Genomic DNA, 26450 nt, shown 5'->3' with positions numbered 1-26450 from the left:
CGGCGTGTGCGTGGTCGCCGTGTTTGGCGGCGACGGCGTGAGCGGGCCGGTTCCCTTGGCCTGCTTGCCGGGCGGCGGGTTCCTCGCGGTGCGGGTGGGCAGGCGGCTCGGCGGGTGCCCCGCTCCGGACCCTGGCCGGGTGGCGCGACACCGGGGTGCCGGGGGTGAGGGCGGCGACGACGGAGGTCGGCGGCCCTTGCGGTGGCGCTGTCGGCCGCCGGGCGTGTGCGTGGTCCCGGTGATGGGCGGCGACGGCGTGAGCGGGGCGGTTCCCCGGGCGTGCTCGCCGTCCGGCGGGTTCCTCGCGGTGCGGGTGGGCGGGCGGCTCGGCGGGTGCCCCGCTGACGGGCCCCGGCCGGGTGGCAGGCTGCCGGGGTGTGGGGGTGAGGGCGGCGACGAAGCAGGTTAGCGGCTCTTCCTGCAGTGCTGTCGGCTGCGCGGCGTGTGCGTGGTCGCCGTGTTTGGCGGCGACGGCGTGAGCGGGGCGGTTCCCCGGGCCTGCTCGCCGTCCGGCGGGCTCCTCGCGGTCCGGGTGGGCGGCGACGGGGCGCTCGGGCGGCGCAATCCGGGCATCCCGGGTACAGATCGGAGGGATCGGCGGTCCAGGGTGGCGGATTCGCCACCCGGCCTACGGGAAGGCGTACTTTTCGCTACGCGGGATGCCCCGAGAGGGTCTGTGGCACCCGAAAGGCGGGTTCCGGTTCGGTGAGATGCGGCCGGTGGCCCGGATCCGGGGGTGATCTCAACCGACGTGCACCCCTTGACGGAGATCCTCCCGCATGGTGAGACGCGGGGGTCGGGGCTCGTCCTCTCCGACGCCCGGACCCGCCCCTGCCGGGCCCACCCCGAACCCGGCAGGGCCATGACCTGGGCGAACACTCCCCGTTAAGGGGCGGGAAGGCCGGGAAGCGCGCTCAGCGACACCCGCGAGGGCTCCGGGCGTGCGAAGTCGACGATTCCAGAACGGGTTCTGGAAACGGAATGCCCGATACGTGCCCGTCTGGGCGGTTCCGGTGGGGCATCGAAGCGGGCGCACAAAAGCCTGGGCCCCTCCGTCGAGCGCCCGGGGTCCACTCCGGACCGATATCGGCTACCCGCAGTGACGCAGGGGGCATTAAACGGCTCCGGTGTGCTGTTTGGGGCCCTCTTGGAGGCAGAACGTGTTCTGGAATCGCGATGACCGCGCACCCCCGCCGCCCGCGTCGCCGCCCTGGGTGTCGAACAGGGCGAGAGAAGGGCCTCCGCGCCCCGCAAACCGGACGAACCGGACACCATGCCGGTAGCGGCCGGGCCGGAACCCTCGATCCGGACGCCGGGCGCGACCCGGGGCCCTCCCGTGCGGCGGAAGAGACGCTTTCAGCGTGGTCGCGTGGCGGATCCGCCACGCGGGATCGCCGCCCCTTCCCCGTCGCACCCGGTATGCCTGGAATGTTCGGCCCTGAGGTTCCTCTATCGTGCGTTCAACGCGCCCCCGGGGCAAACGAGTGTGCGCTTTCGACCACTCCCACGCGCCCAGTGTGTACTTTTCTGCACACTCGATGCCCGACAGTGCCCGACAGCCCGCCCTGTGTCCGGGATGCCCGATACGCGCCGCCCACCGGCCCCCGGTTGCGCCGCCCGCCGGGACCGCGAGGAACCCGCCGGACGGCAAGCAGGCCAAGGGAACCCCCCGGCTCTGGCCGCCGCCGCCATCCACCCCGCACTCCGACGGCCCGCCGCCCGGCCGGGGCCCATGAGCGGGGTACCGGCTGGTCCCGTCGTCGCCGCCATCTCCCTCACACTCCGACGGCCCGCCGCCCGGCCGGGGCCCATGAGCGGGGCGCCGACCGTCCTTGCGCCGTTGTGCCGGGCGGCCTCGGCGGGGTGGCCGATGCCCTACCCTCCCTTCAGGCGTGGGCCCCGGACGCGGGGCGCGCGTGTCGACCGCTGCCGAGCGAGGACGGGGAAACACGCCATGGAGGGAACGTCCTTCGAGGAGGTCGTGTCGGAGGTCTTCAGCACGCAGATGCCGCCGCCGTGGTGGCTGGTCGTGGCGACCGGCGTGGCCGCCCTCGTGCTGGTGTCCACCGGCGGCCCGTGGCGGCTGGCCCGCAACGTCGTCACCATCGCCCACGAGGGCGGGCACGCCCTGGTGGCGCTGGTCAGCGGGCGGCAGCTCACCGGGATCCGGCTGCACTCGGACACCTCCGGGGTGACCGTCTCGCGCGGCCGCCCCGACGGGATCGGGATGATCTTCACCGTCTTCGCCGGCTACGTGACACCGTCGCTGGTGGGCCTGGTCGGGGTGGTGTTCCTGCTCGGCGGCCGGATCACCGCGCTGCTGTGGGTGTCGGTGCTGCTCCTGGCCGCGATGCTGCTGATGATCCGCAACCTCTACGGCGTGGTGTCGGTGGTGGGCACCGGCGCGCTGGTGTTCGTGATCTCCTGGTTCACCCCGGCCGAAGTGCAGGCCGCCTTCGCCTACTTCTTCACCTGGTTCATGCTGGCCGCCGGGGTGCGGCCGGTGTTCGAGCTGCAGTCGCAGCGGCGCCGCCAGCCCTCCCCGCAGTCCGACGCCGACCAGCTCCACCGGCTCACCGGGATGCCCGGCACCCTGTGGGTGATGGTCTTCGGCGCGGTCAACCTCGCGTCGCTGGCGCTGGGCGTGTGGCTGCTGTGGACCTCCGCGGACCCTGTGCTGTGAGGGGACCACGGCGGGAGGGCGTGGCCGGATCCGGCCACGCCCTCCCGCCGTTCCCGGTCAGGAGCTCGGCGCGTTCAACGGGGCGGCGAGCGCCGCGGCGACGTCCGGCATCACCGGCACCCGGGTGTCGATCGCGGTGACGCGCAGGATCTGGGCCACGCGCTCGTTCGGCGCGGCCACCATCACCGCCGTGTAGTGCTCCTTGGCGAGCTTGTGGGCCTGGATGAGCACCCGCAGCCCGCTGGAGTCGATGAAGTCGAGCCCGGAGAAGTCGAGCACCACCCGCCCGTGCGGCATGGACTCGACCGCCTCGCGGGCGGCGGCGTGGAAGCGCCGCTCGGTGGCCAGGTCGACCTCGCCCTCGAGGACGAGCACGAGGCCCTCGTCGTGGCTGCGGCTGCTGATCGTCAGGGCGGGCATGGCGGCTCCGGGAGTGCCGGGGCGGGCGCCGTGGGCGCCCCCGGCGGGGACAGCGGTCCGCGGGGCGCCCCGTTCCGGGCGTGCGCCGTGCACGGTCGCCTGCGCGGGCGCATGGTCGCGGCGGGACTGCTGACTCATCGTGTGGCTCTACCCCTCATGCCGGGCACCTCGTGGGGACCGGCATCTGCGTGGTCTTCGTCGTCGGCGATCGCTCGACGCCGGGGCGGGCGGCCGGGTGCGGGTGGCCGGGCCGGACGCGGCCTGCGGGGCGACCCGTGGGCTGGAACTCTCACGCCCGCTGGTTGCTAAGGAGGTTAGAACAAGCCTCCGTCCCGGACCATACCACACGGCTGTGGCCTATTCGTGACATGAGTGAAGCGCGAGCGTGCTCATGGTCGGGTGGGGGTGTTAGCCTCACCACAACCAAGCAACTGCTTGTTTTATTGGGAGGCGTCCCGGCATGGCCATCGAGTTCACCAAGGCGACCGCGCGCGTCGGCGCCTACGTCACCGGCCTGGATCTGAGCCAGGAGCTGTCCGGGGAGGAGGTCGCCGCCGTCCACCGCGGACTGCTCGACCACGGCGTGCTCTTCTTCCGGGGCCAGGACATCACCGACGAGCAGCACGTCCGCTTCGCGCTGCGGTTCGGCGAGCTCAACACCCCGCCGATGAAGACCAAGGAGCCCACGGGCGACCTCGTCGCCGACGCGATGCACGTGCTGAACCAGACCAGCCCCAAGGGCGAGGGCGGCGACAGTTGGCACGCCGACAACACCTTCATGCCCGACCCGCCGCACGGCTCCATCCTGCGCGCCGTCGTGCTGCCCCGCGTCGGCGGCGACACCCTGTGGGCCAGCGCGTGCGCCGCCTACGACGGGTTGTCACCGGAGGTGCGCGCGCTGGCCGACTCCCTGACCGCCGTGCACGACATCACCCCCGGCGTCATCAAGGCCAGGGCCAAGGGCCACCCCCTCGACCTGGCCGACCTGCAGCGCCGCTTCCCGCCCCGTGAGCACCCCGTGGTGCGCACCCACCCCGAGACCGGCCGCCGCCTGCTGTACGTGCACCGCAGCTCGGTCACCCGGATCAGCGGCCTGGACGAGTGGGAGAACGAGGCGATCCTGCCGATGCTGTGCGACCGGATCCGCCGCCCCGAGTACCAGGTGCGGCTGCACTGGGAGGTCGGCACCATCGCCTTCTGGGACAACCGGGCCGTCCAGCACTACGCGGTGCCCGACTACACCGAGCGGCGCGAGATGCACCGGGTCACCGTGGACTTCGCGAAGGGGTTCGACGGCTGACCCCGTCGTCCTCGTCATCCGCGCCGTCCTCGTCGTTCGCGCCGCCACCGGCGCCGCCGTCCCGCCTCCCGGGGCCCTCGCACCGCAGCACCCAGGTCGCCGCCGACAGCGTCAGCGGTACCGCCACGGTCAGCGCCAGCGCCGGGATGGCGATGCCCGAGTCGTTCGCGGCGAACCCCACCAGCGCCGTCACCAGCGACCCGGTCAGCCCGGCGCGCAGCGTCGGCGCGTGCTCGTAGGCCCGCTGCAGCACCCCCATCCGCCAGTTCGTCGGCTTGTTCAGCACCGCGAACAGGAACAGCAGCGCGCACCCGGCCAGCAGCGTGAGCTGCCAGTTGCCCAGGGTGCCGAGCATCGCGCCGAGCTTGCGCTGCACGATCGGCCACGCCTGGCCGTCCAGCACCTGCCCGGCGAACAGGCCGAAGTGGCTGCGCTCGGACGGCGGGCGCAGGTAGTCCCAGTAGGCGACCGCCGCCAGCACCGCCGCGCCGCCCGCGCACACCGCGGCCATCCGCACCAGCGTCACCTTGCGGCCGGCGATCATCAGCACCGTCACGGCCAGCCCCGGCACCAGGGCGAACAGCCCGCCGAAGTCGGTCCCCAGCCCCGGCCAGCCCACCACCAGCACGGTCGCCCCGCCGATGGCCACGGCCACCGCGACCGCCGTGCGGCGCCGCCCGGCCGCGATCAGGTAGTGCGCGATCCCGGCCACCGCCATGAGCATGCCGGTGGAGAAGGTCGCGAACGCGATGTTGCCGAGCCCGTAGAAGCGCCCCCCGACGATGGGGGTGTAGCCCATGGGCGAGTTGATCTGCAGGCTCGCGCCGGTGCACATGTCGGTGAACAGCACCGCCGTGGTGATCCCGGCGACCACCGTCATCGGGCCCAGGATGTCCTTGCGCCACGGCCCCGCCAGCGCCGCCGTGACGATGAGCGAGGCGAACAGCAGCACGCACAGCGGCAGGGCGGCCTCGGGCACCGGGAACGACCACCAGGGGACCAGGTTGGCCAGGTAGCTCGCCACGGGGACCGATGCCCCGCCCAGCGCCACCGCCCGCGTGGCCGCCAGCACCGCCGCGCGCTTGTCCCGGTCGCGCTCGCCCCACCGGTGCACCGCGTAGGCGGCCGCGGCGTAGATGAGCAGCTGGATGGCGACCAGCAGGCTGAAGAACCCCGCCATGAGCGACTCGACCACGTTGGCCGCGGTGTTGAACTCGGCCAGCCGGTCCACGGAAGTGCCCAGGTCGGCGGGGCGCTCCACCGGGGCCCAGGACCGCCCTACCGTCGCGGGGGGCGGGTCCACCCCAAGGGACCGCAGCAGGGTGGTGGTCGTGTCGGTGAGGGTGACCAGCCCGTCGCGCCGGGTCGACTCCGAGGTGAGGTAGCGCCCGTCGTACCCGCCCCCGGCGGGGCCGGGGCCGTACAGCAGCGCCGCGTTCAGGTTGGACCGCCCGGCCTCCACGGACACCCCGGCCACGATGAGCGTCGCCCCCTCGGGCAGCGCGTCCGCCACCGTGCCGATGCGCTCGTCGATGGACGACAGCGCCTCCAGCCGGTCGGCGCTCTGCACCGGGTCGGGCTCGGGCTCGGCCTCGCCCTCCGGGGAGGCCTCGGGGCCGGGGGAGGCCTCCGGGTTCACCGGCGGGTCCAGGTACAGGTCGGACAGCCCGTCCAGGTCGACCACGGTCAGCCAGGAGTCGGCCACCCGCTCCTCGGTGAGCGCGGCGGGGTTGGCGAGGTAGTCGTCGACCCGGCCGTCCTCATCGGCGGCGGCGAGGGCGGCGCCGGGCCCGACCGCCAGGGTGGTCCCCCCGGCGTCGTGCACGGCGCCGCCGAGCAGTCCCACGCGCGCGCCGTAAGGCGAGTCGGCGTTGACCGCGACGTGGTCGGCGTAGTCCTCGATCACCGCCCCCTCCCCGTCGCGGGCGGGCGGGACGGGGAGCTCGCAGATGGAGTACCGCTGGCGCTCGCTGAAGGCGCGTTGCCCGGCCGAGACGGTGAGCCAGCCGTCGACGGGGCAGGTGCGCGAGGTGGCGGTGCGGATCGACATGTCCCCGATGGCGCCGCCCTCGACCAGCGACCACAGCTCGGGCATGGTGGAGGGGGAGATCTCCTCCCACATGAGCCCCGGGACGCCGACGAGCACGACCGGGGCGCCGGAAGGCGGTTCCTGTGCGGCGGGGGAGGGCGACGCCGACGCGGGTGCGGCCGACGGGGCCAGGACCACCGCCGACACGAGCGCCGCGACGGCGGCCGGCGCGGCGAGCACGGCCGCGGGCCGGGCCGCACGTCCCCCCACAGGCACGGCATCCTCCTCGCTCCGGGTGCGTCTGCTGCACACCGTAGCGGTCCGGGCACGGCCCATCCGGGTGTGCCACGCAGCCTGTGGACGGGCGGTCGCGCGGGCGGTTCCCGCGGATACCGGTCCGCGGATACGGCGTCAGTCCACTCGCAGGCCCTCGAAGGCGACCACGGCGACCTGGGAGGCCAGGCCCTCGGCGTCCAGGCCGCCGCCCGGCCGGTACCACTCCACCAGGGAGTTCACCATCCCGAACAGCAGGCGCCCCGCGACGTCCGGGTCGACGTCGGGCCGGATCGCGCCTTCGGCCACGCCCTCCCGGACCAGGTCGGCCACGAACCGGTCGAACTCGCGGCGCCGCTCCAGCGCCCTGCGCTCCACCGCCGTGTTCCCGCGCACCCGCAGCAGCAGCGTCACATGCGGCAGCTCCTCCGCGAGCGCCAGCACGCTGCCCCGCAGCACGTGCTCCAGCCGTCCCAGCACCGGGCCTGAGGTGGCCTCCGGTTCGCGGGTGACGGCGAACAGGGCGTCCAGCGCGCGGTCCAGGGACTGGCGCAGCAGCTCGGACTTGCCCGAGACATGGTGGTAGATGGCGGACTTGGTCACGCCGAGCGCGCGGGCCAGGTCCTCCATGCTGGTCCCGTCGTACCCGCGTTCGTTGAACACGCGCACCGCGGTCCGCAGGACGGAGTCGGCGTCGTGGCCGGGCCTGCCGGCGCGGCGGCGCGCGGAGGCGGAGGGGCCGGGAGGGGAGCCGGGCGGGGGGCCGGAAGCGGTGGAGCGGGACACAGAGGGTGAATCTACCCCGGCCGAAACGGTCCCCGAAGGCGCATCGCCGCCCTGCTCGCCAACGGTGTCCGACGTCACGGCCGCTCGTCGACCGTCCTGCGCACCTTGCCGGAGGAGCGCTCCAGCGTGCCCGGGTCGAGCACCTCCACCACGGCGCCCACCCCGGTGTGCTCGCGCACCGCCTCGGCCAGGACCCGCCCGGCCTGGGCGCGCTCCCGGTCGGCCACCCCCGGGCGGGCCTCCGCCCGCACCGTCATCTCGTCCAGCCGCTCCGGCCGCCGCAGCACGATCTGGAAGTGCGGCGCCAGCGCCGGGATGCGCAGCACCTGCTCCTCGATCTGGGTGGGGAACAGGTTCACCCCGCGCAGCACGATCATGTCGTCGCTGCGCCCGGCGATGCGGGCCATGCGCCGGAACGCGGGCCGCGCCGTGCCGGGCAGCAGCCGCGACAGGTCGCGGGTGCGGTACCGCACCACCGGCATGGCCTCCTTGGTCAGCGAGGTGAACACCAGCTCGCCCTCGCCGCCGTCGGGCACGGGGGCGCCGTCGACCGGGTCGACCACCTCGGGCAGGAAGTGGTCCTCGAACACGTGCGGCCCGTCCTTGGTCTCCACGCACTCGTTGGCCACCCCCGGGCCCATCACCTCCGAGAGCCCGTAGATGTCGACCGCGTGCAGGTCGAAGGCCTCCTCGATCTCGGCGCGCATGTCCTCGGTCCACGGCTCGGCGCCCAGGATCGCGGTGCGCAGCGACGTCGACCGCGGGTCGGTCCCCTCGGCGCGCATCGCGTCGGCGATGGTGAGCAGGTAGGAGGGGGTGACCATGATGGTCTCCGGCTCCAGGTCGGCGATGAGCCGCACCTGGCGGGAGGTCTGCCCGCCGGAGACCGGGATGACCGTGCACCCCAGCCGCTCGGCGCCGTAGTGGGCCCCCAGTCCGCCGGTGAACAGCCCGTACCCGTAGGCCACGTGCACCTTCTGCCCGGGCCGCCCGCCCGAGGCGCGGATGCAGCGGGCCACCAGGTCCGACCAGATGTCCAGGTCGCCGCGCGTATAGGCGGCCACGGTCGCCCGCCCCGTGGTACCGCTTGAGGCGTGCAGCCGCAGCACCTTGTCGTGCGGCACCGCCAGCGCGCCGTAGGGGTAGGCCTCGCGCAGGTCCTCCTTGGTGGTGAAGGGGAAGCGCGCGAGGTCCTCCAGGGAGCGGAGGTCGTCGGGGTGGACCCCGGCCGCCTCGCACTTGCGCCGGTAGAAGCCCTGGCGGGCGTAGGCGTGGGCGAGCGTCCAGCGCAGCCGCTTGAGCTGGTGCTCCTCCAGCATGCCGCGGTCGGCGCGCTCCATCGGATCGAGCATCCCGGGGCCGGGGGCGGGACCGAGGCGCCTGCCGCCGGGGGCGGGGGCGTGGGGGGACGGGTCGGTCACGGCGTCGTCCTTTCGGCTTGCGCACCCGGGCGGTGCGGGGAGGGGGCGGACCCTTGCGGCCTGAACGAACGGTCGGTTAGTAAGTACGGCATAGACAAGCACCACCGGCCGGGGCGCTGTCAAGGGGCGCGGCGGCCGCCGGTGCCCGAATGCGCAGCTGGACGCGACGACGCGTAGGGAGAGGCCGCCCAATGGACCCGAGCGAGCTCTACGAACGGCACCGCACGACCCTGGAGGAGGCGGTCGGCGCCATCCGGGGCCGGCACTTCTGGTCGCCCTACCCCGAGTCGCCGAGCCCGAAGGTCTACGGGGAGGAGGCCGCCCCCGCGGGGAAGGCGGCCTTCGAGGCCTACCTGGGCCGCGACTTCCCGCTGGAGGGCCACCCCGGCATCGAGGACCGGGTGGTCACCGAGCGCTCCCCCTACGGCCTGCCGCTCGGCGTGGGCTACCCGCGCGCCGGGGCCGACGCGCTCATCGCGGCGTCGCGGAAGGCGGCCGGGCCGCTGCGGGACGCCGGGCCGGACGCGCGCGCCGGGATCTGCCTGGAGATCCTGGACCGCATCAACAAGCGCAGCTTCGAGATGGCGCACGCCGTGCAGCACACCAGCGGTCAGGCGTTCGTCATGGCGTTCCAGGCGGGCGGCCCGCACGCCCAGGAGCGCGGGCTGGAGGCGGTCGCCTACGGGCACGACATGACCACCGGCTACGGCGGCACCGTGCGCTGGGAGAAGCCGCAGCGCAAGGGGGACCCGCTGGTGATGGAGAAGCGCTTCACGGCGGTGCCGCGCGGCGTCTCCCTGCTCATCGGCTGCAACACCTTCCCCACCTGGAACGCCTACCCGGCCCTGTTCGCCAGCCTGGTGACCGGCAACACCGTCATCGTCAAGCCGCACCCGCGCGCGGTGCTGCCGCTGGCGATCACCGTGGCGATCGCCCGCGAGGTGCTGGCCGAGTGCGGTCTGGACCCCGACGCGGTGCTGCTGGCCGCCGAACGGGGGGAGGACCGGATCGCCGCCGACCTGGCGCTGCGGCCCGAGGTGCGGATCGTCGACTTCACCGGCTCCAGCGAGTTCGGCGAGTGGCTGGAGGCCAACGCCCGCCAGGCCGCGGTGTTCACCGAGAAGGCCGGGGTCAACGGCGTCGTGGTGGACTCCACCGACTCGTACAAGGGCATGCTCGGCAACCTGGCGTTCTCGCTGTCGCTGTACAGCGGGCAGATGTGCACCACCCCGCAGAACATCTTCCTCCCGGCCGGGGGCATCGACACCGACGAGGGGCACAAGAGCGCCGACGACGTGGCCGGGGACCTGTCCGGCGCGCTCGGGCGGCTGCTGGGCGACCCGGCCAAAGCCGCGGGCGTGCTGGGCGCCATCGCCAACGAAGGGGTGCTGGAGCGGCTGTCGGCCGCCGAGGGGTTGGGCGACCCGGTGCGGAGCTCCGAGGAGGTCGCCCACCCGGACTTCGCCGAGGCCACCGTGCGCACCCCCGCCGTGGTCAAGGTGGGGGCCGACCGGGACGACGTGTACGGCCGCGAGCACTTCGGCCCGATCTCCTTCCTCGTGTCCACCTCCGGCACCGAGGAGTCGCTGCGCCTGCTGCGCGAGAGCGTGGGCCGCCGGGGCGCGCTGACCGCGTCGGTCTACTCCACCTCCGAGGAGGTGCTGGCCGAGGCCGAGAAGGCCGCCCTGGACGCCGGGGTGAACCTGTCGGAGAACCTGACCGGGCAGGTGTTCGTCAACCAGTCCGCGGCCTTCAGCGACTACCACGGCAGCGGCGCCAACCGGGCGGCCACCACGTCGCTGACCGACCCGGCGTTCATCGCCGGGCGGTTCAACTTCGTGCAGTCCCGCCGGCACGGCTGAGCGGGGCGCGCGCAGGGCGGGGTCGCACCGTTGACCCCGCCCTTCGCCGGGCGGTAATTTCTAACTGAACGTTCGGTCGGTATTACGGCCGGGGGAGGACCCGCGATGACGGACCCAGGGACGGACGAGGCCCGGCAGCGGCGTTTCGACGCCATGATCGCGGCCGACGAGCGGATCGAGCCGCGCGACTGGATGCCGGACGCCTACCGCCGGACCCTGATCCGGCAGATCGCCCAGCACGCCCACTCCGAGATCATCGGCATGCAGCCGGAGGGCAACTGGATCACCCGCGCGCCCTCGTTGCGCCGCAAGGCCGTGCTCATCGCCAAGGTGCAGGACGAGGCCGGGCACGGGCTGTACCTGTACAGCGCCGCCGAGACGCTGGGCGTGGGCCGGGACGAGCTGCTCGACCTGCTCCACCAGGGGCGCCAGCGCTACTCGTCGATCTTCAACTACCCGACCGTGACGTGGGCCGATGTCGGCGCCATCGGCTGGCTGGTGGACGGGGCCGCGATCACCAACCAGGTGCCCCTGTGCCGCTGCTCCTACGGGCCCTACGCGCGCGCGATGGTGCGCATCTGCAAGGAGGAGAGCTTCCACCAGCGCCAGGGCTTCGACATCCTGTACAGCCTGGCGCGCGGCACCGACGGCCAGCGCAGGATGGCCCAGGAGTCGGTCGACCGCTGGTACTGGCCCTCGCTGATGATGTTCGGCCCGCCCGACTCCGAGTCCACGCACTCGGAGCGGTCCATGGCGTGGAACATCAAGCGCTTCTCCAACGACGAGCTCCGCCAGCGCTTCGTCGACATGATCGTCCCGCAGGCCGAGGCGCTCGGCCTCACCCTGCCCGACCCGGCCCTGGAGTGGAACGCCGAGCGCGGCCACTACGACTTCGGCACCCCCGACTGGGACGAGTTCATGCAGGTCCTCAAGGGGAACGGGCCATGTAACCGGCAACGCCTGGAGCACCGGAAGGCCGCCCACGAGGAGGGGGCCTGGGTGCGCGAGGCGGCGCGCGCACACGCGGCCAAGAGCCGGGCCCGGCAGCGCGCGGCGGCCTGACCCGGGAGGAGCGCCGCCGGGGACGACAAGTACGAGAGGCGAGGAGAGACGATGGCGGACCAGCCCTTGTGGGAGGTGTTCGTGCGCGCCCGGCGCGGGCTGTCCCATGTGCACGTCGGCAGCCTGCACGCCGCCGACGCCGAGCACGCCCTGCGCAACGCGCGGGACCTGTACACCCGCCGCCAGGAGGGCGTCAGCGTGTGGGTGGTCCCGGCGGCGGAGATCAGCGCCTCGGCCCCCGACGCCAAGGACGCGTTCTTCGATCCGGCCGAGGACAAGGTCTACCGGCACCCCACCTTCTACCCGGTGCCCGAGGGGGTGGAGCACCTGTGAGCGGGCGCGAGAACGGATCCGCGAGCGCCGAGCGGGACACCGCGCTGGCCGCCTACACGCTGCGGCTCGGCGACGACGCCCTCGTCGCCTCCCAGCGCCTGGCCGAGCTGGCGGCGCGCGGCCCCCAGCTCGAAGAGGACGTGGCGCTGGCCAACATCTCCCTGGACCTGCTGGGGCAGGCGCGGTCCCTGCTCACCTACGCCGGGTCCCTGGAGGAGCGGCTGACCGGCGTGCTGCGCACCGAGGACGACCTGGCCTACCTGCGCGACGAGGACCAGTTCGCCAACTGCCGCCTGGTGGAGCTGCCCAACACCGACTTCGCCCACACGGTCGCCCGCCAGCTGCTCTTCTCGGCCTACCAGTTCGAGCTGTACACGGCGCTGGCCGGGTCGGCGGACGAGACGCTCGCCGGGATCGCCGGGAAGGCGGTCAAGGAGGTGGCCTACCACCGGGACCACGCCTCCGGCTGGACCGTCCGCCTGGGCGACGGCACCGAGGAGAGCAGCGAGCGGATGGCGGCCGCCTTGGAGGCGGCCTGGCCCTACACGGCGGAGCCGTTCGCCTCCGACCCGGTCTTCCGCAGCGTCGCCGCCGCCGGGCTCGGGGCGGACCCGCCGGAGCTGCGCCCGGCCTGGGACGCGTTCATCGACGGGGTGCTGGCCGAGGCGGGGCTGGCCCGCCCGGAGGTGCCGCCGATCACCGGCCCCGCCGGGATGGGCGGGCGCCAGGGCGTGCACACCGAGGCCTTCGGGTACCTGCTGGCGGAGATGCAGCACCTGCACCGGTCGCACCCGGGGGCGTCGTGGTGACCCGGGAGGCGCGCGGGGACGCCCACTCCGCGGAGCTGGACCGCATCGCCGAGGAGGCCGCGTCGGTCCCCGACCCCGAGATGCCCATGTTGACCCTGCGCGACCTGGGCATCCTGCGCGGGGTGGAGCGGGACGCGGACGGGAGGCCGGTCGTGGTGGTCACCCCCACCTATTCGGGGTGCCCGGCCATGGAGGCGATCCGCGCGGACGTGCGCGAGCGGCTGGAGCGGCTCGGGCACCCCGGCGCCGAGGTGCGCACCGTGCTGTCCCCGCCGTGGAGCACCGACTGGATCACCGAGGAGGGGCGGCGCAAGCTCGCCGAGCACGGCATCGCCCCGCCGAGCGGGGCCGCCCCCGTCGGCCCGGTGCCGGTGCGGCTGAGCGTGAAGTGCCCGCGGTGCGGGTCGCCCGAGACGCGGACGCTGAGCCGGTTCGGGTCGACGGCCTGCAAGGAGCTGCGGGTGTGCGAAGGGTGCAAGGAGCCCTTCGACCACGTCAAACCGCTCTAGCGACCCGCCCGCTCTAGCGCCCCGCACCGGTTCCGCCACCCACCAGACAGGAGAGCCATGACCGCAGGCCGCCGCAGGGCCGCATTCCGCACAGTGACGGTGGCCGCCGTTGAGCGGCTGACCGATGACGCGGTGGCGGTGACCTTCGATGTCCCGCCCGAGCACGCCGAGGAGTTCCGCTTCGTGCAGGGGCAGCACCTGACGGTGCGCCGCCCCGGCGAGGCGGAGGCCGGTGCCGGTGAGGAGGTGCGCCGCACCTATTCGATCTGCTCCCCGGCGCCTGACGGGCCGCTGCGGATCGGCGTCAAGCGGCTGGAGGGCGGGGCGTTCTCCTGCTACGCCAACGACGCACTCAAGCCGGGGGACACCCTGGAGGCGATGCCGCCGCTGGGCGGGTTCAACGTGCCGTTGGACGCCGGGGCGGCCCGGGCGCACGTGGCGGTGGCGGCGGGCAGCGGCATCACGCCGGTGCTCTCTCTGGCGGCGACCACGCTGGCCGAGGAGCCGGAGAGCGTGTTCACCCTGGTGTTCGCCAACAGGACGGCGCGGGACGTGATGTTCCTGGAGGAACTGAACGACCTGAAGGACCGCTACCCCGCGCGCTTCCAACTCCTGCACGTGCTCAGCCGGGAACAGGGCGAGGCGCCGCTCACCAGCGGGCGCATCGACGCCGGGCGCATGGCGGAGCTGCTGCAGGTGCTCCCGGAGACGGGGAAGGTGGCCCACTGGTACCTGTGCGGGCCGCAGGAGATGGTGGAAACGGTCACGGGGGTGCTGGGGGAGCACGGCGTTCCCCGGGAGCGGATCCACTTCGAGCTGTTCCACGTCGAGGGCGCCCCGCCGCCACGCAGGCGCAGGTCCGCGGAGTCGGAAGGCGCGTCGGGGGGGTCGGCTCCCGCGGCGTCGACGCGGTTCGCCTTCACACTGGACGGCCGCACCAGCACGGTGGACACCGACGGCGATGAGGAGCCCCTGCTGGGCGCGGCGCTGCGCGTCAGGGCCGACGCCCCGTTCGCCTGTAGGGGCGGGGTGTGCGGCACCTGCCGGGCGAAGCTGTGCGAGGGCGAGGTGGACATGCCGGTGAACTACGCCCTGGAACCCGCCGAGATCGAGGCCGGGTACATCCTGACGTGCCAGTCCCGCCCCATGGGGCCACAGGTGACCGTCGACTACGACGCCTGACCCGGACCTGCAAGGGCCGCAGGGACCAGCGCTTCCCCTTGGGGCGTTGCTCGGGGGCCGGGGGCTCGGGTGGAATCCCGCTCACGGGCCCCGGCCGGGCGGCGCGTCGCGGGGGCGCGAGGGAGAAGGCGGCGAGGGCAGAAGCCGGGCCCAGGAACCGCCTGGCCCTGTCATGCCATGTCGGTGTAGCGGTGGACGCGGTCGAAGCGCAGGGCCGCCAGGTCCTCGCGGCGGATCACCCAATGGACCACGCCGCCGTCCAGCTCCGTGACATCGTCCCCGCACCGCCACGTGGCCAGCAGCGCCCAGTCCCCGGCGTCCTGCTCGCGGGCCCAGTGGACCGGGTCGTTCTGCAGGACGATCGTGTGCCCGCCGACCTGGAGGTCCCATCCGGGCGGCAGGCCGTGCACGTCCCTCCACGCGTCGTCCAGCTCCTCGGCGAGCTCGAAGTGCTCGTCGTCGGGTGCTGGGCCCCACCGGTCGACGGTGAAGCTCTCGTGGGACTGCGGCTCCAGGCGCTGGTACGACCGGGCCGTCCGCTTCTCCGTGAAGGGGGCGCGTTCGCCGACCGGGCGGGCGGCTGTGGCCGAGCCCGCGGGGACGTACACGACCTCGCCGGGTGCCGGCCCCTGCCTCCTGTCGGCGGGATCGGCGAACAACAGGAGATGCCCTTCGGAGGGGAAGGGCAGCCCGGTGGCTCCGAGCGGGAGGGCGGCGCAGTCGAGCGAGGCGATGAACGGCGACGGAGGGTCGGGCGTGTCCCGCGGGAGCATCGGGTTCCCGCCCAGCCGGGCCACCGGCTGTCCCCCAGGGGCCTCTCCACCGCCGATGTAGACCGCCGGTAGGGCGGCGCGGATCCACGCCTCCGTCTCGTCGGCGGGCAGGTCCCGTGACGCGGCCTCGGCGCGGAATCGGTCCTCGTTCGTGGAATCGTCGGACATGGCCGACACCCTAGAGGGCCTCCCCGACAGCAGCGGGCCCGCTCAGCCGTCGCCCTCGCTCCCGTCCAACGGCCCGGTGAAGCGCATCTCGGTGTCGGTGAAGCGCGCGCGTACCTCCAGCCACTCGGCGTCCTCAGGTACCGGGCAGGTACGGGGGAAGCTCTGCGGGCTCTCGTCCATGTCCCCCATGAAGTCCGAGGACAGTTCAGTGGGCTCACCGTTCACGAAGCACACGGGGACCATGCCGCCGAGACCGAACCCGTAGTCGCCTGACATGTCGGTCGTGGTGGACACGGTGAAGGTGAACGCGGCCTCGGTCTCCGACGTGCGGTGCACGTCCTCGGCCGTGAAGGAGGCGTAGTCGGTCGGGAGCCCGTTCGCGTGGGGGATCTCCACCGTCGCCTCGGTTCCGAAGGCGAGGGCCTGGGCCGTCGGCTCCTCCAGGGCCGGGTACATCGGCGGGGGCTCGTCATCGGGCGGCGGACCGGTGTCCGTTTCCCTCCCGCCGCCGGTCGGCCCCTCCTGGGGCCTCCCCTCCTCAGCGCCGAGTCCGTCCGGAGCGGAGCACGCGGCCGCCGTGCTCAGGACGAGGGCCGACACGAGGAGGCGACGGGGGCGCGGAGGAGCCGGACCACTGGGCGGAGGTGCCATGGGCGATGCTCAAGGGGAGGCGACGGGGTGCTGCGATTGTCGCAGGAACCGCCGTCCCGCGCCTGGGCCCAGCGGCCGGAGGGCCGCACCGCCGTCAAGGGCAGCGGACGACCTGGCCCGCGTAGGACAGGTTGCCGCCGAAGCCGAAGAGCAGCACCGGGACCCCGCTCTCCAGCTCGCCTCTCTCCAGCAGCTTGGAGAACGCCAGCGGGATGCTCGCGGCCGAGGTGTTCCCCGACTCCACCACGTCCCGCGCCACCACCGCGTTCACCGCCCCGATGCTCCGGGCGATGGACTCGATGATCCGCAGGTTCGCCTGGTGCATCACGACCGCCCCCAGCTCCTCGGGCGCCACGCCCGCGCGTTCGCAGGCGGCGCGGGCCAGGGCGGGCAGCCGGGTGGTCGTCCACCGGTAGACGGCCTGCCCCTCCTGTACGAAGCGGGTGGGGGTGCCGCCGATCCGGATGGCGTCGCCCATCTCCGGGAACGAGCCCCACAGCACCGGACCGACGCCCGGCCCGGCCCCCTCGTCGCCGGAGGCGGCCAGGACCGCCGCCCCGGCGCCGTCGCCGACCAGAACCGAGGTGGACCGCTCGGCCCACTCCACCACGTCGGTCATCTTGTCCGACCCCACCACCAGGGCGGTGCGCGCGGCCCCCGCCCGCACCGCGTGGTCGGCGGTGGCCAGCGCGTGCGGGTAGCCGGAGCACACCACGTTCACGTCCAGCACGGCCGGGGCGGGCGCGCCGAGCCGGGCCGCCACCCGGGCGGCCATGTTCGGGCTCCGGTCGACCGCCGTGGAGGTGGCCACGACGACCATGTCCACGTCCTGCGCCTCGGTCCCGGCGTTGGCGAGCGCCTTGGCCGCCGCGTGCGCGGCCATCTCGTCCACGGTCTCACCGGGCCCGGCCACGTGGCGCGTGCGGATGCCGACGCGGGTCCGGATCCACTCGTCGCTGGTGTCGGTGAGCCGGGCCACGTCGTCGTTGGTGAGCACCGTACTGGGCTGGTAGTGGCCGAGCGCCACGATCCGCGACCCGGTCATGTGTCGTCTTTCCCCCGCTATGTCAGGCCTTCTGGGCCTTGGCATGTGTGAGCCACGCCAGTCTTAGGGCTACTGGCCAGTCGCACAAGCGGGCGCCTTCCGAACGGTCGGACGGTGGGCGGACCGGCGGGCGGAACGGCGGGCGGACCGGGCCGGGGCGGTCCGCCCGATCCAGCGTCACTCCGGCGTCATTCCGGCCTCACTCCTCCGCCGAACCGAACACCGCGTCGAAGGAGGCGGTCGGCGGGTCGAACAGGTTGGCCCGCACGAACGCCACCGCCTCGGCCGCGCCCTGCAGCCGGTCCATCCCCGCGTCCTCCCACTCGATCGACACGGGCCCCTCGTACCCGATCCGGTTGAGCGTGCGGAAGCAGTCCTCCCACGGCACGTCCCCCCTGCCGGTGGAGACGAAGTCCCACCCGCGCCGCGGGTCGCCCCACGGCAGGTGCGAGCCGAGGCGCCCGTTGCGGCCGCCGCCGACGCGCTTGCGGGTGTCCTTGCAGTCGACGTGGTAGATGCGGTCGCGGAAGTCCCACAGGAACCCGGCCGGGTCGATGTCCTGCCACACCATGTGGCTGGGGTCCCAGTTCAGACCGAAGGCGGGGCGGCGGCCCACCGCGTCCAGCGCGCGCTCGGTGGTCCAGTGGTCGTAGGCGATCTCCGAGGGGTGCACCTCGTGGGCGAACCGCACCCCCTCCTCGTCGAACACGTCCAGGATCGGGTTCCAGCGGTCGGCGAAATCGGCGTACCCGGCCTCGATGACGTCCTCGCCGACCGGCGGGAACATCGCCACGTACTTCCAGATCGGCGACCCGGTGAAGCCGACGACGGTGTCCACGCCGAGCCGGGCCGCGGCGCGCGCGGTCAGCTTCATCTCCTCGGCGGCGCGGCGCCGCACGCCCTCGGCGTCGCCGTCGCCCCAGATGCGCGGACGCAGGATGTCCCGGTGCCGGTGGTCGATCGGGTCGTCGCACACGGCCTGCCCGGTGAGGTGGTTGGAGATCGCCCACACCTTGAGGTCGTACTTGCCGAGCACCGCGCGCTTGGCGTCGATGTAGGCGGGGTCCTCCACGGCCTGGCGCACGTCGAAGTGGTCGCCCCAGCAGGCGATCTCCAGGCCGTCGTATCCCCACGACGAGGCCAGGCGGCACACCTCCTCGAACGGCAGGTCCGCCCACTGGCCGGTGAACAGGGTGACGGGTCGGGGCATGGCGGTCGCTCCTCGGGTTGGAATGGGGGCAGGGAGAGCGGGGAGAAGGGGACGGGGTCAGGACGGCCTCGCCGGTGCCGGCACACCGGCGAGGCCGAGCATGAGGTCGCGGACGTCGGTCGCGGCGATCCGGTCGCGGGCGAACGACGCCTCGCCGCACACGGCGATCGGCCCGTCCGCCGGGTCATCGGGCAGGCGCCCGTGCGTGCCGCGGACCCAGCGCGCGTCGGTGGGCACCACGTTCATCGTGTAGCGCAGCCCGACCTTCTTCTTCGCCAGGTTCATGGCGGCGCGCGCCTTGGCCGCCCCCGGGGCTGCGGGGTCGAGGAACAGCTCGGCGGGGTCGAACCCGGGCTTGCGGTGGATCTCCACCCCGCGCGCGAAGTCGGGCGCCGAGCGGTCGTCCTGCCAGTAGTAGTAGGTGAACCACGCCTCCGGCTCGGCCACCAGCACCAGTTCGCCCGAGCGCGCGTGGTCCAGGCCGTGGTCGGCCTGGCCCGCCCGGTCGAGCACCAGGTCCACGCCGGGCAGAGCGGAGACGAGCGCGGCCACGTGCGCCACGTCGGCCGGGTCGGCGACGTACACGTGCGCCGCCTGGTGGTCGGCCACGGCGAAGGCCCGCGACGCCCACGGGTCCAGGTACTCCATGCCGTGCTGCGTGTACACCTCCAACAGCCCGGCGTCGCGCAGCGCGCGGTTGACGTGCACCGGGCGGCTCGCCGGTGCGATCCCGTACTCGCTCACCACCAGCACCCGGACGCCGCGCTCGGCGGCGTCGTCGAGCAGGGGGGCCAGCGCCGCGTCCATGTCCCGCACGGCGGCGTGGGCCTGCTCGGAGTGCGGGCCATAGCGCTGCAGGTCGTAGTCGAGGTGGGGGATGTAGCACAGCGTCATGTCGGACTCGGGCAGCAGCCTTCGCGTCGCGGACACGATCCACTCGGTCGAGCGCAGCGACGCCGTCGGCCCCCAGTAGTTGAAGAGCGGGAACGGGCCGAGCGCCGACGTCAGCGCGTCGTGCAGCTTCGGCGGCCGGGTGTAGCAGTCGGGCGACTTGCGGCCGTCGGCGTGGTAGACGGGGCGCGGGGTGACGGTCCAGTCGGTGCTCGCCCCCATCGCGTACCACCAGCACACGTTGGCGGCCGTGTAGTCGGGGAAGGCGCGGCGCGCCGTCTCCCACGCCTTCTCCCCCTGCACCAGGCGGTTGTGCTGGCGCCACAGCATGACCTCGCCCAGGTCGCGGAAGAACCAGCCGTTGCCGACGATCCCGTGGCCGCTCGGGAGGGCCCCGGTGAGGAAGGTCGACTGCACGGGGCAGGTGACCGCGGGCAGCACCGTTTCCAGGGGCGCCTGCCACCCCTGTTCGGCCAGGGCCTTGAGGCGCGGGGCGTGCTCCAGCAGGCGCGGGGTGAGCCCGACGGCGTCGACGACGAGCAGCGGGTGCGGGCCGCGCATCAGACCTCCTCCAGTCCGAGCCCGGTGAGCCGGTCGCGGGTCCAGGCGACCTCCGCGGCGATCCCGGCGATCAGCCCGGCGTCGTCGGCGGGGCGCTCCCGTTCGGGCAGCACCGACCAGGTGTAGGTCTCCACCTCCACGTGGTCGGTGACCGGTGCGGCGCCGCCCAGGGCGTGGCGCAGGACCTCCGACAGGTGTCCGCCGGTCCCGGCGAGCGGGGCGGCCGGGGGCCGGTGCACGGGCACGTGGAAGTGGACCCGCCAGGGATCCCGCCCGGGGAGCGGGTCGGCGCCGCCCAGCGCTTCGGGCAGGTCGTCGCGCGCCCGCGGGCCGCCGCCCTCGTCAGGGCCCTCGCGCACCTGGTGCAGGAACCGGTCCTCGGCGAACGCCTCCAGCGCCGCCCGCTGTCCGGGCTCCCCGGGGGCGGGGGCCTCGACCGCCGCCGACGCCTGGAGCTTGACGACCGGCAGGCCCGCCCCGCGCACGCGCTCCAGCGCCTCGGCGGGCTCCTCGAAGCCGACCGCCAGGTGGCAGGTGTCCAGGCAGACGCCGACCCGGGGGCCGACCCGGGAGCCGCGGGACGGCCCGGCGCGGCCGCCGAGGTGCGCGGCGGCCCCCGCGGTCGTCTCGACCACGCACCCGGGCTCGGGCTCCAGCCCCACCCGGATCGTCCGGCCCTCCTCCGAGGCCAGCCCGTCCAACCCGCCCGCGAGCCGGTCGAGGTTGGCCAGCGCCTGGTCGGCCCGCTCCGGCCCCCACCCCTCGCGCCACCCCAGGGGGACGGTGGAGATGCTGCCCCGGGCCGCGTCGTCGGGCATCAGCCGCGCCAGCACGCGCGCGCAGTCGAGCGTGTACTCCAGCCGCTCGGGGGCGGTCCAGTCGGGGGCGAACACGTCGTGCTTGACGCGCGCGGCGTGGAACCGGGCGTAGGGGAAGGCGTTCAGGGTGACGACCTCGCATCCGGCCGCGTCCAGGGCGGCGCGCAGCCGCTTGGTCTCGGCGGCCGAAGCGGCCAGGGCGCGCGCGGCCGGGGCGGGGAGCCACAGCCCCAGGCCGAGCCGCTCGGCGGACAGGGCCTCCCGCACGCCGGAGCCGTAGCGGCGGATCTGGGCGATGAGCCCGTCGACGTCCTCGGCGGGGTGCACGTTGGTGCAGTACGCGATGTGGACGGTGGTTCCGTCGGGGTGCCGCATGCGCACGCGGGTCAGTCCTCTCAGGGGGTCGGGGGAGTGCTCAGGCGTCGGGCTCCGCGTGCTGGGCGCGGAGGATGGAGTTCCCGGCGAACGCGCCGCCGGAGTAAGGGGCGAGCTCTTCGAGGAGGAGCCGCCCGCTGCGGGCGAAGAACTCCACCGGGTTGCGCCACAGCACGCGGTCGACGTCGTCCCGGGTGAAGCCCGAGCGGAGCATGGCCTCGCCGGTGCGGGCGGTGGCGAGCGGGTCGCTGTGCCCCCAGTCGGCGGCGGAGTTGACCACCACCCGGTCCAGCCCGCGCCGCTGGAGGATGCGCACCATCCGCTCGGGCTCCATCTTGGTGTCGGGGTAGATGGAGAACCCGAGGGTGCAGCCGGAGCCGTCGACCATGTCGACGGTGGTCTCGTTGAGGTGGTCCACCAGCACCCGCTCGGGCGGGATCCCCGAGGCGGCGACCAGTTCGAGGGTGCGCCGGGTCCCGGCGGCCTTGTCCCGGTGCGGGGTGTGCACGAGCACCGGCAGCCCGTGCTCGGCGGCCAGGGAGAGCTGGTGGGCGAAGGCCTTCTCCTCCTCGGCGGTCATCGCGTCGAAGCCGACCTCGCCGACCGCGACCACCCCGTCCTTGGCCAGGTAGCGGGGGAGGGTGCGCAGCACCTCGGCACAGCGGGGGTCGTTGGCCTCCTTGGGGTTGAGGGCGATGGCGCAGTGGTGCCGGATGCCGAACCGGGAGGCGCGGAAGCGCTCCCAGCCGATGAGGCCGTCGAAGTAGTCGTGGAAGGAGCCGGGGTTGGTGCGCGGCTGCCCGAGCCAGAACGCGGGCTCGACGAGGGCGCGGACCCCGGCGTCGTACATGCGCCGGTAGTCGTCGGTGGTGCGGGACGTCATGTGGACGTGCGGGTCGAAGATGCGCATCAGGCCTCCGTCTCGCCGTGGGTGAGGGAGAGCAGCCGCCGGGCGTCGTCGGGCACGTCGCGGCCGGCGGCCTCGCGCTCGGCGGCGTAACCGGCGGCCATGCGCCCGAGCTCGGTGTCGGCGCGGTCGGCGAGCCCGTGCACGGCGTCCAGGGGGACGTCGCTGAACAGGCATTTGAGGACGCCGTGCCGCCAAGCGTGGTCGTCGAGGGCGGCGGCCGCGGGGGTGCCGAGTGCGGCCGCGATGAGGCGGGGGTCGTTGCCGCGCAGCGCGTCCGCGAGGAGCCCGGCGGCGATCCGGGACGCCGCGCCGCCGCCCGGGAGCGCGGGAAGGGAGCGCAGCACCGCGCGCTTCTCTTCGGCGTCGCCGAACCGGTAGAGGGCCCCGACCTCCTCGGCGAGCAGGTCGGGGGAGGCGTCCCCGAGCGCGTCGGCCAGGGCGGTGACCAGGGCGGTGCGGGCCTCGTCCTGGACGGTGGGCCCGAGGATCCCTTCGGGGTCCCCGGAGGGGCCGGGCCCGCGCCCGACCTCCCGCCCGACGGCGGGGAAGAGCACGCCGATCGCCTTCGGTTCGCGCCGCACCCGCTCCAGGAGGTCGTCGAGCGGGTCACGGGGCGCGGTGTCACTGGTCATCCCGCCTCCTTCCGCAGGTCGAGCGCCCGGCGTCCGGCGCTGCGCAGGGCCTCCAGCGACCGGAAGGCGACCTGTGGGGCGGCGTGCCCGTGCCGGGGCAGCTCCACCGAGGCCAGGCCCCGGTAGTCCGCGTCCATGAGCGCGCCGACGGTGGCCGCCAGGTCCAGTTCGCCCGTGCCGAGCTCCAGGTGCTCGTGGACGCCCGGCCGCATGTCGTCCATCTGCACGTTGGCCAGCAGGGGACCCACGTCGCGGACGCTGTCGGCGGCGGTCAGCGGCTCGTTGCACACGCAGTGGCCGACGTCGAGGGTGATGCGCAGCCGCTCGGGGCGGCCGAGGCGCTCGCGCAGCGCCCGCACGTCGGCCAGGGTCGCGCAGAACATCCCCGGCTCCGGCTCGAACGCGCAGGTGACGCCGTGGCGCTCGGCCTCCTCCAGCACGCGGGCGACCCCCTCGGTCAGGCGGTCCCAGCCGACCGCCGCGGGGGTGCCGCGCGGCGGGATCCCGGACCAGAAGGAGACCGCCTCGGCCCCGAGGTCGGCGGCGATGCGCACGGCGCGCCGCAGCAGGTCGACCCGCCGCTCCCGCCCGGTGTCGGAGACGAGGGTGGGCTCGTGCTTGCGCCAGGGGTCCATGAGGTAGCGGGCCCCGGTCTCGACGACCACCGCGAGCCCGAGCCGCTCCAGGTCCCGCCCGACGGCGGCGGTCCGCGCGGCGGCGTCGGGCGCGAACGGGTCGAGGTGGGGGTGGTCGAGGGTGAGGGCGGCGCCGTCGTAGCCGAGCCCGGCGATGACCTCCAGCGCGTCGCGGAGCCGGTGGTCGCCGAACCCGTTGGTGCCGTATCCGAAGCGGAGGGCCGTGTCGGCGGTCGCCCCTCCCGAGGCGGCGGTGCCCCTCATGTCGGCGACACCGCCTTGAACCCGGCGCGGGCGGCGGGGACCGCCGCGGCCAGCGCGGCCGCCGTCACCGGCGCCCCGGCTCGGGCGATGTAGGCGGCCTGGAGCGGGATCATCCCCCGGATGCCCGCGCCCGTGGCCGCCATGACGGTCGGGCCGTCGGGGCTCCGGACCGCCGCCGCCTGGGCCGCGCCCACCGACGCGCCGTACCAGGCGCCGAGGGCCCCGGCCGCCCATGGCGCCCAGGGCGGCCCCTGCGCGTCCCGCGCGGGGGCGGACGGGAGCAGGCTCCCTAGGGCCGTCCCCGCGACGGCGGTGCGGGCCGTCGTCTTGTCCGTGCCGTGGACCTCGCCCCGGCTCAGCAGTGTCACCCCGAAGGTGTGCACGGCCAGTCCGAGTGCGGGAAGCGCCGCCTGGTGCGGCCGCGGCCCGGCGCCCATGAGGACGTCGAGCCCTCGGTTGTAGGCCATCCCCAGCGGTGCCAGGGGAGCGGGCTTGAGGGCGAGGTCGTACGCCCATACCCCGGCGGCCAGGAAGGACGCGGTCACCGCGCCCCTGCGGCCGCCCGCGTACGCGGCGGCGCCGATGCCGGCACCGGTCAGCGCGGCACCCGTGGCGAGCGCTTCCCAGGGGCGCACGCGTCCGGAAGGAAGGGGGCGCTCGGGACGCTCCCGGGCGTCCAGGTCGCGGTCCGCATAGTCGTTGAGGGCCATGCCCGCCAGGTAGAGGCAAGAGGACGCGGCGGGCATGGCCCAGGTGCGCCTTCCGTGCGGCCACCCGGCGGCAGCGGCCCCGGCGAGCGTGTCTCCGACGACGGAGAGCGCCGCGGGCAGCCGGACGAGTTCGACGAAGTCGCGGAGTCGGGACATCAGTCCTCCCCGGTGGCCGCGGGCGCCGTGTCCGCGTCCCCCAGCCGGGCGCACCACTCGACGAGGGCGTCCCACTGGGGTGCCAGAGCGTGCTCCGAACACCCTGCGGGGTCCTTGAAGAAGAAGCCCAGCGCCGCCAGCGGGCCCGTCTCGCCCGCCTCGTGCGCGCGCGCCGTCAGGCGGGCGATGTCCAGCACCAGCGGCGCCGCGAGGGCCGAGTCGCACCCCGCCCACGTGAACTGCAGGCTCATCCGCACCCCGAGGAACCCCTCGAACGACACGTGGTCCCACGCCGTCTTGAAGTCGCCCATGTCCGGCACGTAGTCGATGTGCAGCGGCCCGCCCACCTCGTTCCCCAGCATCGAGCGCAGCCCCTGCCCCTTGGACGCGGTCTTGCTCCCCGCGTTCGCCGGGTCGGCCAGCGTCTCGCCGTCGCCGCCGCCGAGCAGGTTCACCGACGACCACGACCGCACCCGCAGTGCCCGCTGCGCGAACATCGGCGCCAGCGCGCTCTTGAGCAGCGTCTCCCCGGTCTTCCCGTCCGACCCCGCCCAGCACAGCCCCTCCCGCAGGGCCGTCTCCTCCAGCGCGGGCAGCCGCGGCCCCGGGCTCGGCGTGAACGACGCGACCGGGCACCCCGCGCGGAACGCCGCGTACGCGTACAGGGAGCTCGCCGGGAGCGGGGCCGCCCCGCGGTCCAAGGCCTCCTCCAGCAGGTCCGCCGACGCGGTCGCCGCCGCCTCGGGGCCGTCCGGGTCCAGCGGGGGCTCGGTGCTGGAGACGTCCACCACCACGGCCCGGTCCAGGCCCTCGTCCTCCCGGAACCGGCGCAGGTCCTCCTCGATGCGGGCGGCCGCCTCGCGCTGCCCCCGGCCCAGCCGCCGCGCGGCCCCGGGCCGGATACGCGCCTCGACCGCGGCCAGCTCCTCCTCCAGCAGCCCGGGCAGCGCGGACGGCACCACGCCCCCTTCGGCGAGCATCCCCACCCGTTTGGGCAGCGGCGGCCCGCCCACGTCGTGCCCGCCGAATACCAGGTCGCCGATGCCGGGCGCCCGCGCCCGGTCGGGGCCGGGAAGGTCGGCCACGCAGCCGACCCGGTCGGCCGCCCCCGCGCGCACCGCCAGCGCCCCCGCAATGGTGGTCGCCGCCACCGACCCGCGGGCGCCGACCAGCCACACCCCCGTGCGCATCAGTGGCCCTCCTCTCCGGCGTCCCCGTCGCCGGATCCCCCGTGCGCCCCGGTGCCCTCGGGGGCCGAGTCCGGCTGCAGCGCTCCGCTGCCGGGGGCGGCCGGGAGGTAGATGTGCACGTGGCCGTGCCCGGTCTCGATGGCGACGGTGTCGAGCTGGGTCGCGGCCACCGCCCACGCCCGCACCGCCTGCGTGCGCAGGTCCGCGGCGACTCCTTCGAGGCGTTCGCGCTCGCCGCCCTCGGCGTCCAGCGCGGCCGCGTACACGTCGACCGACGACCCCAGCTGCTCGACCGCGGCGCGCACCCCGCCCCGTGCCACGTTGTATCCGGTATCGCCGGAGGGGGAGGCGCTCAGCCGCTCGGCGACGCCGTCGACGGTGTCCGCCCAACCATCGACCTCGTCGCCTCCGGGCGCCTCCCCCGGCTCGGACCCGTCGGCGGGCAGCGCGGTGTCCAGCCCCTCGACGACGGGGAGCAGCTCGTCGTGGGCGTCGCGGGTGGTGTCGATGAGCGCGCCCACCTGCTCGACGCCGCGCGCGCTCTCGGACGCCTCCAGCTCGGCGACCCGGTCCGGGTCGGGGCCGGGCGGCGGCTCGCGCAGGAACAGGTAGTACCCGCCGACGGAGGCCCCGGAGATGGCGAGCGCGGCGGCGACCGCCAGCAGAGCGCGCCGGACGGGCGCGGAGCCGGGCGGGGGGTTCGGGGCGGACGAGCGGCTGTTCCGGGGTCGGTCGTCGGACTGCCGACTGGGCACGGCGCCACCTTTCTGGTGTGACCCCCGTCACCTCTGT

General features: G+C 74.5%; 24 protein-coding genes. 8 read left to right on the top strand and 16 right to left on the bottom strand.

Features of this window, described 5'->3' with window-relative positions; all coding sequences use genetic code 11:
• The first annotated feature begins 1954 nt into the window (after positions 1-1954).
• Positions 1955-2683 (top strand): M50 family metallopeptidase, encoded by a 729-nt coding sequence (locus tag O4U47_RS23435; protein WP_270680107.1) that lies wholly within the window; start codon positions 1955-1957, stop codon positions 2681-2683.
• Between the two features lie 57 nt (positions 2684-2740).
• Here O4U47_RS23435 and O4U47_RS23430 read toward each other — a convergent pair whose 3' ends face one another.
• Positions 2741-3103: an STAS domain-containing protein gene (locus O4U47_RS23430; protein WP_270680111.1), complete on the bottom strand. Its 363-nt coding sequence runs from the start codon at positions 3101-3103 to the stop codon at positions 2741-2743.
• 460 nt (positions 3104-3563) lie between these two features.
• Between O4U47_RS23430 and O4U47_RS23425 the strand changes: the two genes are divergently transcribed.
• Complete coding sequence (locus tag O4U47_RS23425) at positions 3564-4403, top strand: TauD/TfdA dioxygenase family protein (RefSeq protein WP_270680106.1); 840 nt, start codon at positions 3564-3566, stop codon at positions 4401-4403.
• On the opposite strand, the gene O4U47_RS23420 is transcribed toward O4U47_RS23425, so the two are convergent.
• The 3 genes from O4U47_RS23420 to O4U47_RS23410 form a co-directional block, all read right to left on the bottom strand.
• Entirely contained in the window at positions 4369-6702 is a 2334-nt protein-coding gene (locus O4U47_RS23420) for a hypothetical protein (RefSeq protein WP_270680110.1), read from the bottom strand. The genes O4U47_RS23425 and O4U47_RS23420 overlap by 35 nt on opposite strands.
• A gap of 141 nt (positions 6703-6843) precedes the next feature.
• Positions 6844-7491 carry a TetR/AcrR family transcriptional regulator gene (locus O4U47_RS23415; protein WP_270680105.1) on the bottom strand — a complete coding sequence of 216 codons (648 nt, stop codon included), beginning with the start codon at positions 7489-7491 and terminating at the stop codon, positions 6844-6846.
• Positions 7492-7565: 74 nt separating this feature from the next.
• On the bottom strand, positions 7566-8912 hold the full coding sequence (locus tag O4U47_RS23410; RefSeq protein WP_270680104.1) for a phenylacetate--CoA ligase family protein: 1347 nt from the start codon (positions 8910-8912) through the stop codon (positions 7566-7568).
• 191 nt (positions 8913-9103) lie between these two features.
• On the opposite strand from O4U47_RS23410, the gene paaN reads away from it, so the two are divergent.
• The 6 genes from paaN (at position 9104) to paaE (ending at position 14669) form a co-directional block, all read left to right on the top strand.
• Positions 9104-10774 (top strand): phenylacetic acid degradation protein PaaN, encoded by a 1671-nt coding sequence (gene paaN / locus O4U47_RS23405; protein ID WP_270680103.1) that lies wholly within the window; start codon positions 9104-9106, stop codon positions 10772-10774.
• Between the two features lie 105 nt (positions 10775-10879).
• Positions 10880-11836 carry a 1,2-phenylacetyl-CoA epoxidase subunit PaaA gene (gene paaA / locus O4U47_RS23400; protein ID WP_270680102.1) on the top strand — a complete coding sequence of 319 codons (957 nt, stop codon included), beginning with the start codon at positions 10880-10882 and terminating at the stop codon, positions 11834-11836.
• A 51-nt stretch (positions 11837-11887) separates the two neighbouring features.
• Positions 11888-12169 carry a 1,2-phenylacetyl-CoA epoxidase subunit PaaB gene (paaB, locus tag O4U47_RS23395; protein WP_270680101.1) on the top strand — a complete coding sequence of 94 codons (282 nt, stop codon included), beginning with the start codon at positions 11888-11890 and terminating at the stop codon, positions 12167-12169.
• Positions 12166-12978, top strand: a complete 813-nt coding sequence (gene paaC / locus O4U47_RS23390; RefSeq protein WP_270680100.1) for a 1,2-phenylacetyl-CoA epoxidase subunit PaaC — start codon at positions 12166-12168, stop codon at positions 12976-12978. The genes paaB and paaC overlap by 4 nt, the downstream gene beginning before the upstream one ends.
• Complete coding sequence (paaD, locus tag O4U47_RS23385; RefSeq protein WP_408639018.1) at positions 12972-13487, top strand: 1,2-phenylacetyl-CoA epoxidase subunit PaaD; 516 nt, start codon at positions 12972-12974, stop codon at positions 13485-13487. The genes paaC and paaD overlap by 7 nt, the downstream gene beginning before the upstream one ends.
• 57 nt (positions 13488-13544) lie before the next feature.
• The gene (paaE, locus tag O4U47_RS23380) at positions 13545-14669 is read left to right on the top strand and encodes a 1,2-phenylacetyl-CoA epoxidase subunit PaaE (RefSeq protein ID WP_270680098.1); all 1125 of its coding nucleotides are present in this window, start codon (positions 13545-13547) and stop codon (positions 14667-14669) included.
• A 170-nt stretch (positions 14670-14839) separates the two neighbouring features.
• On the opposite strand, the gene O4U47_RS23375 is transcribed toward paaE, so the two are convergent.
• The 12 genes from O4U47_RS23375 to O4U47_RS23320 all read right to left on the bottom strand — a co-directional run bounded on the left by O4U47_RS23375 (position 14840) and on the right by O4U47_RS23320 (position 26413).
• Complete coding sequence (locus O4U47_RS23375) at positions 14840-15610, bottom strand: DUF1963 domain-containing protein (RefSeq protein WP_270680097.1); 771 nt, start codon at positions 15608-15610, stop codon at positions 14840-14842.
• Positions 15611-15652: 42 nt separating this feature from the next.
• Entirely contained in the window at positions 15653-16210 is a 558-nt protein-coding gene (locus O4U47_RS23370; RefSeq protein WP_270680096.1) for a hypothetical protein, read from the bottom strand.
• Positions 16211-16355: 145 nt separating this feature from the next.
• On the bottom strand, positions 16356-17306 hold the full coding sequence (locus O4U47_RS23365) for a beta-ketoacyl-ACP synthase III (protein WP_270680095.1): 951 nt from the start codon (positions 17304-17306) through the stop codon (positions 16356-16358).
• A 199-nt stretch (positions 17307-17505) separates the two neighbouring features.
• Positions 17506-18516 carry a sugar phosphate isomerase/epimerase family protein gene (locus O4U47_RS23360; protein WP_270680094.1) on the bottom strand — a complete coding sequence of 337 codons (1011 nt, stop codon included), beginning with the start codon at positions 18514-18516 and terminating at the stop codon, positions 17506-17508.
• A gap of 57 nt (positions 18517-18573) precedes the next feature.
• Complete coding sequence (locus O4U47_RS23355) at positions 18574-19968, bottom strand: alkaline phosphatase family protein (protein ID WP_270680093.1); 1395 nt, start codon at positions 19966-19968, stop codon at positions 18574-18576.
• Positions 19968-21167: a metabolite traffic protein EboE gene (gene eboE / locus O4U47_RS23350; RefSeq protein ID WP_270680092.1), complete on the bottom strand. Its 1200-nt coding sequence runs from the start codon at positions 21165-21167 to the stop codon at positions 19968-19970. Before eboE ends, O4U47_RS23355 begins: the two co-directional genes overlap by 1 nt.
• Before the next feature lie 34 nt (positions 21168-21201).
• Positions 21202-22071, bottom strand: coding sequence for a TatD family hydrolase (locus tag O4U47_RS23345; protein WP_270680091.1), 870 nt, complete (start codon positions 22069-22071; stop codon positions 21202-21204).
• Positions 22071-22703, bottom strand: a complete 633-nt coding sequence (locus tag O4U47_RS23340) for an EboA domain-containing protein (protein WP_270680090.1) — start codon at positions 22701-22703, stop codon at positions 22071-22073. Before O4U47_RS23340 ends, O4U47_RS23345 begins: the two co-directional genes overlap by 1 nt.
• Positions 22700-23602, bottom strand: coding sequence for a sugar phosphate isomerase/epimerase family protein (locus O4U47_RS23335; RefSeq protein ID WP_270680089.1), 903 nt, complete (start codon positions 23600-23602; stop codon positions 22700-22702). The genes O4U47_RS23340 and O4U47_RS23335 overlap by 4 nt, the downstream gene beginning before the upstream one ends.
• Entirely contained in the window at positions 23599-24468 is an 870-nt protein-coding gene (locus O4U47_RS23330; protein WP_270680088.1) for an SCO3242 family prenyltransferase, read from the bottom strand. Before O4U47_RS23330 ends, O4U47_RS23335 begins: the two co-directional genes overlap by 4 nt.
• Entirely contained in the window at positions 24468-25658 is a 1191-nt protein-coding gene (locus O4U47_RS23325) for an inositol-3-phosphate synthase (protein ID WP_408639017.1), read from the bottom strand. The genes O4U47_RS23330 and O4U47_RS23325 overlap by 1 nt, the downstream gene beginning before the upstream one ends.
• Positions 25658-26413 (bottom strand): hypothetical protein, encoded by a 756-nt coding sequence (locus O4U47_RS23320; RefSeq protein ID WP_270680087.1) that lies wholly within the window; start codon positions 26411-26413, stop codon positions 25658-25660. Before O4U47_RS23320 ends, O4U47_RS23325 begins: the two co-directional genes overlap by 1 nt.
• Positions 26414-26450 lie beyond the last annotated feature (37 nt).

This window comes from Nocardiopsis suaedae, assembly GCF_027706745.1.
Taxonomy (GTDB): Bacteria; Actinomycetota; Actinomycetes; order Streptosporangiales; family Streptosporangiaceae; genus Nocardiopsis_A; species Nocardiopsis_A suaedae.
Note: the sequence above shows the minus strand (reverse complement) of the source record. Positions and strands in the feature narration are given on the sequence as shown.

Coding starts and splice junctions, on each gene's coding strand:
- O4U47_RS23435 (WP_270680107.1), top strand. CDS start 1,955: ATGGAGGGAACGTCCTTCGAGGAGGTCGTGTCGGAGGTCTTCAGCACG.
- O4U47_RS23430 (WP_270680111.1), bottom strand. CDS start 3,103: ATGCCCGCCCTGACGATCAGCAGCCGCAGCCACGACGAGGGCCTCGTG.
- O4U47_RS23425 (WP_270680106.1), top strand. CDS start 3,564: ATGGCCATCGAGTTCACCAAGGCGACCGCGCGCGTCGGCGCCTACGTC.
- paaN (WP_270680103.1), top strand. CDS start 9,104: ATGGACCCGAGCGAGCTCTACGAACGGCACCGCACGACCCTGGAGGAG.
- paaA (WP_270680102.1), top strand. CDS start 10,880: ATGACGGACCCAGGGACGGACGAGGCCCGGCAGCGGCGTTTCGACGCC.
- paaB (WP_270680101.1), top strand. CDS start 11,888: ATGGCGGACCAGCCCTTGTGGGAGGTGTTCGTGCGCGCCCGGCGCGGG.
- paaE (WP_270680098.1), top strand. CDS start 13,545: ATGACCGCAGGCCGCCGCAGGGCCGCATTCCGCACAGTGACGGTGGCC.
- O4U47_RS23375 (WP_270680097.1), bottom strand. CDS start 15,610: ATGTCCGACGATTCCACGAACGAGGACCGATTCCGCGCCGAGGCCGCG.
- O4U47_RS23365 (WP_270680095.1), bottom strand. CDS start 17,306: ATGACCGGGTCGCGGATCGTGGCGCTCGGCCACTACCAGCCCAGTACG.
- O4U47_RS23360 (WP_270680094.1), bottom strand. CDS start 18,516: ATGCCCCGACCCGTCACCCTGTTCACCGGCCAGTGGGCGGACCTGCCG.
- O4U47_RS23355 (WP_270680093.1), bottom strand. CDS start 19,968: ATGCGCGGCCCGCACCCGCTGCTCGTCGTCGACGCCGTCGGGCTCACC.
- O4U47_RS23345 (WP_270680091.1), bottom strand. CDS start 22,071: ATGCGCATCTTCGACCCGCACGTCCACATGACGTCCCGCACCACCGAC.
- O4U47_RS23340 (WP_270680090.1), bottom strand. CDS start 22,703: ATGACCAGTGACACCGCGCCCCGTGACCCGCTCGACGACCTCCTGGAG.
- O4U47_RS23335 (WP_270680089.1), bottom strand. CDS start 23,602: ATGAGGGGCACCGCCGCCTCGGGAGGGGCGACCGCCGACACGGCCCTC.
- O4U47_RS23330 (WP_270680088.1), bottom strand. CDS start 24,468: ATGTCCCGACTCCGCGACTTCGTCGAACTCGTCCGGCTGCCCGCGGCG.
- O4U47_RS23325 (WP_408639017.1), bottom strand. CDS start 25,658: ATGCGCACGGGGGTGTGGCTGGTCGGCGCCCGCGGGTCGGTGGCGGCG.